Origin of the sequence: Paenibacillus sp. FJAT-26967, assembly GCF_001541095.1 — a bacterium.
In the GTDB taxonomy this organism is placed as follows: Bacteria; Bacillota; Bacilli; order Paenibacillales; family NBRC-103111; genus Paenibacillus_F.
In genome coordinates, this window is sequence record NZ_LMXH01000009.1 from 66670 (window position 1) to 75859 (window position 9190).

Here is a 9190-nt window from a genome sequence, read left to right on the forward strand (position 1 = left end):
GGATGCCCGCAGTGTGCAGGTCCGGTTCGTTTTTATGCGGCCGACTATACGTTTTCTTCTTCGTACTCCTCGTACCACTGTTCCAGTTGGGCCTGAAGTGCGCGGATTTCCGTAAGAAGAGAAATAAGGGGATACGCGGATTCCTTAATCGCCGCGAAGGTCGTCTCGAGCTTATTGATGTAATCCAGTCCGCCGGTAACCGTATAGGAAGTGCTGACGAGCTCCAGGTTGTCGCATTCCGCGATTACAGATGGAAGTGCCGGCACATTATGCGCGGTCAGCTTTTCGATTTCTTTGTGAAGACGGCGGTTCAGGGCAGTCAGCTGGTACATATGCGTACCGGGCATTTCGACAAACTCAAGTGAGTCATTCAGCTTCAAAATAGCATATCTCATAGCGCTATTCGACATGGCGGTGTTGCTCCTCTCTTGCATTCACGTTCTCGTTTACTACTTGACAGTATAGCGGTACATTAGGTACAAATTCAAGAGAGACTTGTCTGCAATTGCGGCATCTTATCATTCATACCAACCCGTGAACGGGGAGAGAGGAGGCGGATATAGATGGACGATCAACTTCTGCAGCAGTGGGTAGAGCAGATTTCTTTACAATCGTTCGGCTGGCCCTTCCTTCACCGGGCGAGGTTTAATAAGCGTCTTCACGCTACCGGCGGACGATATTTCACGAAATCCCACGATATAGAAATCAGCTGGCACCAATGGGTAAACTACGGGCGGGACGACGTGGAGAAGATCATCAAGCACGAGTTGTGCCACTATCATCTGCATCTTCAGAAAAAAGGCTTTCAGCACAGGGATGCCGATTTTAAAATTCTTCTCAAGCGTGTAGGAGGGACCAGATTCTGCCGGGCTTTGCCTCAGACCAGGAAGCCTATCCCTTACCGGTATAGGCTCGAATGTATGAATTGCAAGGCGGAATATTACAGGAAAAGGAAGGTCGATGTGCGCAAATATTCTTGCGGTAAATGCAGAGGAAAATTAATGAGTTATACGCTTGACATTACAAAAGGTTCATGATAAATTAGTTATTGTCCTTCCCTGATAGCTCAGTTGGTAGAGCACTCGACTGTTAATCGAGTTGTCACAGGTTCGAGTCCTGTTCGGGGAGCCATATTTTTTTGGAGAGATACCCAAGTGGCTATAAGGGGACCCTCTGCTAAGGGGTTAGACTGCGTAAGTGGTGCGAGGGTTCGAATCCCTCTCTCTCCGCCATTAATTAGCACTTAACAAGCTGCTCTCCGGAGCAGCTTTTTTAGTTTTTTATCTCGTTAATGGTCCAGAAATTAGTTTAATTTTGTGCTTGTCAATTTAGAAAGCTTACGCTATAATAACAAATGTCGTCAAAACGACACCTCATTTTATAGTTCGACAAGGCCCGTTGGTCAAGGGGTTAAGACACCTCCCTTTCACGGAGGTAACAGGGGTTCGAATCCCCTACGGGTCACCATGAGAGCCATTAGCTCAGTTGGTAGAGCACCTGACTTTTAATCAGGGTGTCGAAGGTTCGAGTCCTTCATGGCTCACTTTTATAGTGTCATACGCGGTCGTGGTGGAACGGCAGACACGCTATCTTGAGGGGGTAGTGCCCAATGGGCGTGAGGGTTCAAATCCCTCCGACCGCATCAGAACGAAGAGATCCTTACAATATGTAGGGGTCTTTTTGTTATATCTTTATTTGACAAAGAGGCCGTAGTTAGCTGCTTATGGTCGACAGCGGCATACTATTGCTACGGAGTGTCAGCTGCCTATTATTTCCCGAGAAATATCGAAAGGTAGGAAAGTGATTTAGAATGAATGGATTTCATGTCGAGAGAAGACATCTACTATCTAGTATGCATTCGACACCGGCAGATTTAAGACAAACCTGGAATTAGAATTAGAATTAGAAATAGAATTAGAGTACAGAATCCTGAAATGTAAACGAATCAATATTTATCCAAATTTTAACATAAAATTTGTACCCTTTTATTGGAATATCCCCTATGATGATAGAGAAAGACAACCCCATCATAAGGAGGTTTTATAATGGTTCAGCACGTCCGGTTTCGAGTGGCATCCGCTATTTGCTTGGTAACAGCTCTGCTCTGCTCCTCTGCGGTGAACGCAGCAGCACCTGCTCCGGTTCTTCATAATGACAACCCGAGCGCAAATTTTGGAGATTGGTATACGGGAGCTGTACCTCCCCAAGCTTCAAGCGACAAGCCGGTCATTTTATTTGTTCAAGGTCTGCATTCCAATTACACAACCTGGACCAAGACAGACTCCTATTATGATGCCGCCTACAATGCGGGCTACCGGACAGCTTTTGTCCAGTTGAAAGACTCGGACGGAACAGGCGGTAACATGTGGACCAACGGACCTAAGCTGGCGGAAGTAATCAAAAAGGTCGCAGCTTATTACGGGGTGCCCAAAATTAACATCATTGCGCACTCCAAAGGAGGTATCGATACGCAGACGGCGCTGGTTCATTATGGCGCGGCTCCATACGTGAATGTAGTCCATCAGCTCTCGACACCTAACAAAGGATCTGAAGTGGCGGATATGGCATACAGCAGCTGGACAAGCTGGCTCGCTGAGCTTTTGGATAAGAAAGATGAGGCGGTATATTCCTTACAAACTTCCTATATGGCTACTTATCGCTCCCAGACGGACAGTCGCCCCGAGAATGCGCTGACCAAAACGTATATGTCCGGGGGAGAGGGAGATGACGGCTGGTTTTCTTCGACTTGGTTCGCTCATGCGGTCCTCCCGGGTGAAGATGACGGGTTGGTAAGCGTTGCCTCGGCAATGGGGCTGCCGTACGGGATCCCGAATTTCACCAAGAATATTTCTCATAGTGCGATGAGAAATGCTTCGCAGACCTGGAGTCTGGTGAAACCGAAGCTGGCACTGGGGGCCGCCTCTGCATCTATGGCTTCAGGATCTGCCTTAGCATCTGAGAATTTGCCCGCTAGACCGGGCGGGGCGGAGGAGAACACTTCTTTCATCCTGCGGGGCGGTTCGCTTCAGGGCCAGCGTGTAACCGAGACGTTCCCGCTTGAAAGCGGGCTATCAAATTTAGTCATGGATGTGCTGACAGCTTCCGACCAAACCAAGATTACACTGATCAGTCCGTCAGGAGTCCGGCATGACCTTCAACCTGGGAAGCCTGAAGGAGACGAAGAAGCTCTGTTCGCAGGGGCGGTTCATCATAATTTTTCGTTAGAACGGCCGGAGAAGGGCGAATGGAACCTTGAGATGTCCGGAAGCGGGGATGCCTATTTTATGCTTGCCCGTCCTGAAGGGAAGATCAAGGGGCAGATTAAATCACCCCGTAAGCTTTTCCGGAAAGGCGAGAGTGCCAGTGTCTCCGTAGGCTTTAATGGAGTTAAAAAGTGGGATGCAGGAGGCGGCACAGGGGGCAGTAAGAACAAAGCGACACTAACTAGAGCGGGGAAGACGAATGCCGCCCATGCTATTCAGAAAATTAATGAATTGAACGTAGATACGGTTAAAGGTGATGTGCAGGTAAATTTCCAGGTGCCGACTGAGCCCGGGGTTTATAATCTGTCTTTTGACATTAACGGTTTGAACGAACGTGACGAGGCCGTTACGCGTTCGGTCAATTACAACTTTGCAGTGACGGATGCGAGCGGTAAATTGGACTAGTTCTTTTTATTTAATTATCGGCTTACAAGATCCTTTGGCTTGGATGCTTATCCGCGGTTTCGTTTGGCATTCCCTTCTTTCGGGTAATCTATATAAGTAGACGTGTTGAATTGAAAGGAGCTGTTTAGGAATGTCGAATCAAGAACTGGGAAAGAAAATCGAAGCTGTTTTGGATCAAAATGAGGTGTGTTCGTTCGCTACTGTAGATAACGGCAAACCTCGTGTTCGTTATATGGCTTTATTTCACGAAGGATTGACGATTTACTTGGCGACTAACCGCAAAACAGATAAGGTTGATGAACTGAAGGACAATCCTAATGTACATATCCTTGTCGGATTTGACGGTAAACCATCCAAGGAGATCCTCCAGATTGAGGCGCAAGCGACAGTCAGCAGTAATGATAGTTTGAGGGAGAAAGTGTGGCGGGATGACCTCAAAGAATGGTTTGACGGTCCTCATGATCCGAATTATGTGATTCTTGAGATCAAACCTATCCAGATCGAATATATACAAGGATATGACGATCCGCAGATTTGGCAGGCTTAGCGCCGGAAGTCTTGACGGATTCATAACCTTCGCATACAACGATAAATGCCGAATGTTCCTTGTTAAAGGACATTCGGCATTTTATATGCGTGGAAGCTGCAAAAAAGGCAAAGTCATATAACGTAAGTGACTTTGCCTTTTTATCGTCCTGTCCGAATTATCGGCTCAGATTCATTCTCTTTTGTGCCCAGCCCAGCAGGAAGTCCGTCAGCAGAGCGAGCAGTGCAGCGGGAATAGCGCCCGCATAGAGCCGGGCCGGGTTATCCATGTTGATGCCGGAATAAATCTCCCGGCCGAGTCCGCCCCCGCCGATTAGCGGGGCAATAGTCGCTACCCCGATCGCAATGACGGCCGCTACTCTCACTCCGGTTGCGATGAACGGCAGCGATAACGGCAGCTGTACTTTCAGCAGCAGCTGCAGCGGGCTCATGCCTACCCCGCGTCCAGCTTCCGAAATGGCGGGATTGACTTGGGTCAGCCCGACATAAGTGTTGCGGATGATCGGCATCAGCGAGTAAAGGAAGAGTCCGACTACGACAGTCGTGAACCCGAGGCCGAATACAATCATCAGCAGGACAAGCAGGGCGAGACTGGGGAATACCTGTACGACGTTCGCTGAGGTCAGGATGACCGAGCCCAGCCGCCGATTACGTGCGGCTAGTACGCCTAGCGGTACTCCCACGACTAGTGCCATGAGAATGCCCAGCGCGACCATGACGATGTGATCATAGGTTAGTCCAAGCAGATCGACCCAATTTTCACCTATATATTCAAAGAAAAGCTGCATATGCATATCCCCTTAACAATGACTTTCCGATCCACGGTTATTTCAGCAGCCCGACCTTTTTCAAGTAATCTTCAGCTACTTTTTTCTCATTACGCTTCTTTACATCGACCTCATAATTGAGATCAATCATCGTTTTTGCATCAATTTTTCCGATTAACAGTTCCATAATTTCATTTAATTCGGGATATTTAGCTAAAAGCTCTTTTTTGACTACCGGAGATCCGTCATAAGGCGGGAAGAATTGTTTATCATCCTCCAGTGTAACGAGATTGTACTCCTTGAGTCTTGCATCCGTCGAATAGGCCAAAACAATATCTACTTCTTTACTGGCAACCGCGCTATAGACGAGAGCGACTTCCATGGGGAGCGTATTACCGAATTCAAGGCCATAATGTTTGGCGAAAGCCTTATAGCCATCGCTTTCTCTTTCCAGCCACGTTGTGTCTACTCCGAGTTTGATAGTTCCTGCGTCATTCTTCAGATCCGAGATTTTCTTCCATCCCTTTTCATCTGCCAACTCTTTGCGCACCGTAAAAGCATATGTGTTTTCAAATCCATAAGGATTAAACCATTTGAAATTGAAATATTTATCAAATCCTGCTTGCGCATCGGCTAGAAATTCATCCCGTGAACGCACTTTTTCTTCAAGCGGAAAATGTTTATTGAGCAGCTCGCCTGTATACAGCGTCGCTATTTGAATATCGTCTTTCTTCATCGCATCAATAATGACGGCACTGGAAGCCAGATCGGGTAAGACATCCACCTTCAGATCCGTGCGGTCTTCGATCAATAATCTGTACATTTGGGCGATGATTTTCGGCTCGGAGTAGGTCTGTGTTCCAATCAGAATCGTATCTCCTTTGCCGCACCCGCTTGCAGAAACAATGACTGAAGCGAGTAAGATGGTTCCGAGTATGCGTCTCCTCACACGTTTCATGCATAATCCCCTTTACTGGATTCCCAAGTATCTAGTAGTTTTTATAGTGATTCACCTGGAAATTTATTTCTATTATATAATGCTTTTTCTGCATCACGCTGGCTTTACTCCGGGAGATTTCACGCGGGCTGTCAGCCATTTTTCGATTACTCCGAGCAGGAAATCAGCAATCAGAGCCAGAATGACAGCTAGAATAGCGCCCGTGAAAATCAATTCCTTCTTGTTAACACCCATTCCGGCTACGATTAATTGACCCAAACCGCCTGCGCCGATTAAAGTAGCCAGGGTGGCCCAACTGATAATATACACAGTCGTTACACGAATGCCGGACATAATGTACGGGAGAGAGAGTGGAAGCTGGATGTTCACCAGCCGCTGTATTCTGCTGTAACCCATTCCGCGGGCGGCTTCGAGTAAACTCGGGTTCACCGATTGAAAACCGGTAAACGTATTACGCATAATCGGCATTAACGAATAGAGAAACAAAGCGATGATCGCCGGTTTCATGCCGACTCCGATTAAAGGAATGAGGATGGCCAGAAGCGCCAGACTCGGAATGGTTTGGAGTAAATTAGATAAAGCAAACACAATCGAATTCACAAATTTTATACGGTTTCCTGCCAGAATTATCCCTATCGGTATCGCAACCAGACAGCCGAGTGCCACCGATACGAAAGAAATGATGAGATGCTCACGAAATGCAACGAGGATATCCGGCATACGGTCAGTGAGAAATTGTATATAATCGCTTAGAAAATTCATTACGCACCTCCGCCGCTGGTGACTGGAACCTCCGGCCCGCCGTCCGCGGAAGAATCGAGTTCCGGTTCATTATCCGGAGGGGATTCTTCTTCATCAGGCGTATACACCTCGGCAAGATGACGTACAACGCTGCCTTTAGTCACAAGCCCGGCGAATTTACCGTCCTCGCGGACTACCGGAATATAAGGAAGGTTGTGCTCGTTCATCATCTGGATCGCAATCGATAAAGAAGTGCCTGCTAGCACTGTGTGCAGAAACGGCTTCGTAACATCCGCGAGCGTCATATTTTCTTGCCGGTACTTGTTCAATACCTGGAAAATAGACGCGGCACCGATTAAACGGTTCTGCCGGTCTACAATTAAAAGCGAATCGACGCGGTTTTTCTCCATGATTTTGATAGCTTCGGCTAATCCGCGTGTAGGGTAGGCCGTTACCGGGTGCTCGGCCATTACTTCATCTACCGTCGGGATTTCATCCATTCCCCCGGATCCGTGAAGACGCTGTTTGCCGACAAAGGTTTTGACGAATTCATTGGCCGGATAACGGAGGATATGCTCGGGACGTCCGTGCTGGACAACTTCTCCGTCTTTCATCAGTACGATGTTATCGGCGATTTTAATGGCTTCGTCCATATCGTGGGTCACGAAAATAATCGTCTTTTTCAACTCCTGCTGCAGCCGGATTAATTCATCCTGAAGCTGTTCGCGGGATATCGGATCAAGTGCGCTGAAAGGTTCATCCATCAGAATGATATCCGGTTCGGCGGCGAAGGCGCGGATGACACCGATTCTTTGCTGCTGTCCGCCGCTAAGCTCGGAAGGATAACGGTTGCGGTAAGTTTCGGGATTTAACGAGACCAGGTCCAAAAGTTCGTTCACCCGTTTATCAATCCGTTCTTGATCCCACTTTAGGAGTTTAGGCACGACAGCTACATTGCGTGCAATCGTCATATGGGGAAACAAACCGATGTTTTGTATCACATAGCCTATATTGCGTCGTAGTTCGACAGGGTCTTCTTGGGAGATATCTTTCCCCTTAATGGTAACTTTGCCTTCCGAAGGATTAATCAGCCGGTTAATCAGCTTCATAGTTGTTGATTTACCGCAGCCGCTGGGACCGATCAGGACATGCAGTTCTCCCTGGGCAAACTCGAGATTCAAATTTTTAAGCGCGACGAATCCATCGTCATATCTTTTGCTGACACCTTCCAAGCGAATCATTATATGCAGGACCCCTTTTCTGTAAAATACATGAAGTATTCGTATGGCTCTTTATGTAACACGTTAAGTAAACAAGAACGCTTCCTATTGAAACATGTAATAAAACCCAATTTAAGGATTCATACGACGAGTCCAGAAGCCGCCTTTGAAGAAACGGGGTTCATAAGAAATGACAAAAGCCTTGGGAGCATGCTCCTGAAGGATAAGAAGCAGTTTTTTCTCCAGAGAGCGTTTGGCCAGAACCTGCATAACAAGGCGCGGTCCGTCTCTGCCCTCGGCAACCCAGTGGGTGACGCCGTAGCCTTTGGCTCTAAGAGTGTCCGGCAGTTTCGTTTCGGTATAGTCCACCACTATCTGCAAGGTGGTGTAGCCGAGGGCGAGCCAGCCTTCAATACGAATGCCGAGCCACACGCCCGCGCCCCAACCGAGACAGTAAGCGATGATGTTCAGCGGATCGTCGATATTACTCAGTACAATATTAAGACCCATCAAATAAATAAAGATTTCAACCGTACTGATTACAGTAGCAAGTACTTTTCTTGCTTTCATGACAAGGATCATGCGGATTGTTGATAATGATACATAAGCGATATTGATAACAATAATAGTTAGGACAGTTTGGGCGCTGATCAAGGTTGTAGACTCCCTTCTATGGTGGTCTTGCGCTTAAGTATCCCTTGTATTACCCAATCTACAAGTAATCGAATTTATGCTGCTGTCTTTGTGCCTTTATATCTTCATATTAGAAAGTATAGAAAGCTTATAAACGATATGGATATTGGGTCGGCCCAATCAGAATAAACAGGTTTGCGATTATCTAGAATTAGTAACGTTTTATGTTTAACATTGCTGAAAAGGGACTAAACTATTCAGAGGTTGATTAAGGTGAAAGCTTGATAAGACATCATGTATAATATTGCTATTGATTGTAGGGGGGCAGCGTGGTATATTAAGTTTCTGCCCGTTGAGAGGCAGTGAAAAAAAGTGCTTGTAAGCTTACAACTTATGTGATATATTAGTTTTCGGCCGTTAGAAATAACAGCGATGACAAGTTCATGTGAGATTACTTACAAAAATGATGTTAGAAATAATGCTTGCAATGATCGAATGCATGTGTTAGAATGAAATTCCGGCCGAGAGAAACGCCGGTACAAATGAGTAACACGCAAGAGATTGTCCTTTGAAAACTGAACAACGAGTGATTGAAACGTCTTGAGCAATCAGGACGCTAAACAGAGAAGAAATTCTCGTCAGCATTAACTTTTTGAG

The 9190-nt window shown here is 46.8% G+C and carries 9 protein-coding genes and 5 tRNA genes; 8 read left to right on the forward strand and 6 right to left on the reverse strand.

All coding sequences use genetic code 11. The features are described 5' to 3' along the window. Nucleotides 1-44: 44 nt before the first annotated feature. A complete protein-coding gene (locus AR333_RS22245; protein ID WP_068777568.1) occupies nt 45-410 on the reverse strand; it encodes a hydrolase/acyltransferase in 366 nt (121 codons plus the stop codon). Nucleotides 411-563: 153 nt separating this feature from the next. On the opposite strand from AR333_RS22245, the gene AR333_RS22250 reads away from it, so the two are divergent. The 8 genes from AR333_RS22250 (at nt 564) to AR333_RS22285 (ending at nt 4215) form a co-directional block, all read left to right on the forward strand. Next, on the forward strand, nt 564-1037 hold the full coding sequence (locus AR333_RS22250; RefSeq protein ID WP_068777569.1) for a SprT family protein: 474 nt from the start codon (nt 564-566) through the stop codon (nt 1035-1037). 18 nt (nt 1038-1055) lie between these two features. After that, nucleotides 1056-1131: transfer RNA gene (locus AR333_RS22255), tRNA-Asn, on the forward strand. Nucleotides 1132-1140: 9 nt separating this feature from the next. Next, nucleotides 1141-1232: transfer RNA gene (locus tag AR333_RS22260), tRNA-Ser, on the forward strand. A 160-nt stretch (nt 1233-1392) separates the two neighbouring features. Beyond that, nucleotides 1393-1467 (forward strand) — tRNA-Glu (locus tag AR333_RS22265). 3 nt (nt 1468-1470) lie between these two features. Further along, nucleotides 1471-1543, forward strand: a tRNA-Lys gene (locus tag AR333_RS22270). Between the two features lie 17 nt (nt 1544-1560). Beyond that, a tRNA-Leu gene (locus AR333_RS22275) sits at nt 1561-1642 on the forward strand. A gap of 403 nt (nt 1643-2045) precedes the next feature. After that, nucleotides 2046-3668 (forward strand): triacylglycerol lipase, encoded by a 1623-nt coding sequence (locus tag AR333_RS22280; protein ID WP_068777570.1) that lies wholly within the window; start codon nt 2046-2048, stop codon nt 3666-3668. A gap of 130 nt (nt 3669-3798) precedes the next feature. Beyond that, a complete protein-coding gene (locus AR333_RS22285; RefSeq protein ID WP_068777571.1) occupies nt 3799-4215 on the forward strand; it encodes a pyridoxamine 5'-phosphate oxidase family protein in 417 nt (138 codons plus the stop codon). Nucleotides 4216-4372: 157 nt separating this feature from the next. Here AR333_RS22285 and AR333_RS22290 read toward each other — a convergent pair whose 3' ends face one another. From AR333_RS22290 to AR333_RS22310, 5 genes are all read right to left on the reverse strand, one after another. Further along, nucleotides 4373-5002, reverse strand: coding sequence for an ABC transporter permease (locus AR333_RS22290; protein ID WP_068777572.1), 630 nt, complete (start codon nt 5000-5002; stop codon nt 4373-4375). A 37-nt stretch (nt 5003-5039) separates the two neighbouring features. Next, nucleotides 5040-5939: a glycine betaine ABC transporter substrate-binding protein gene (locus AR333_RS22295; RefSeq protein ID WP_068777573.1), complete on the reverse strand. Its 900-nt coding sequence runs from the start codon at nt 5937-5939 to the stop codon at nt 5040-5042. A gap of 93 nt (nt 5940-6032) precedes the next feature. After that, on the reverse strand, nt 6033-6701 hold the full coding sequence (locus tag AR333_RS22300) for an ABC transporter permease (protein WP_068777574.1): 669 nt from the start codon (nt 6699-6701) through the stop codon (nt 6033-6035). Then, nucleotides 6701-7921, reverse strand: coding sequence for an ABC transporter ATP-binding protein (locus tag AR333_RS22305; protein WP_068777575.1), 1221 nt, complete (start codon nt 7919-7921; stop codon nt 6701-6703). Before AR333_RS22305 ends, AR333_RS22300 begins: the two co-directional genes overlap by 1 nt. Nucleotides 7922-8032: 111 nt before the next feature. Next, nucleotides 8033-8554, reverse strand: a complete 522-nt coding sequence (locus AR333_RS22310) for a DUF2179 domain-containing protein (protein WP_068777576.1) — start codon at nt 8552-8554, stop codon at nt 8033-8035. Nucleotides 8555-9190 lie beyond the last annotated feature (636 nt).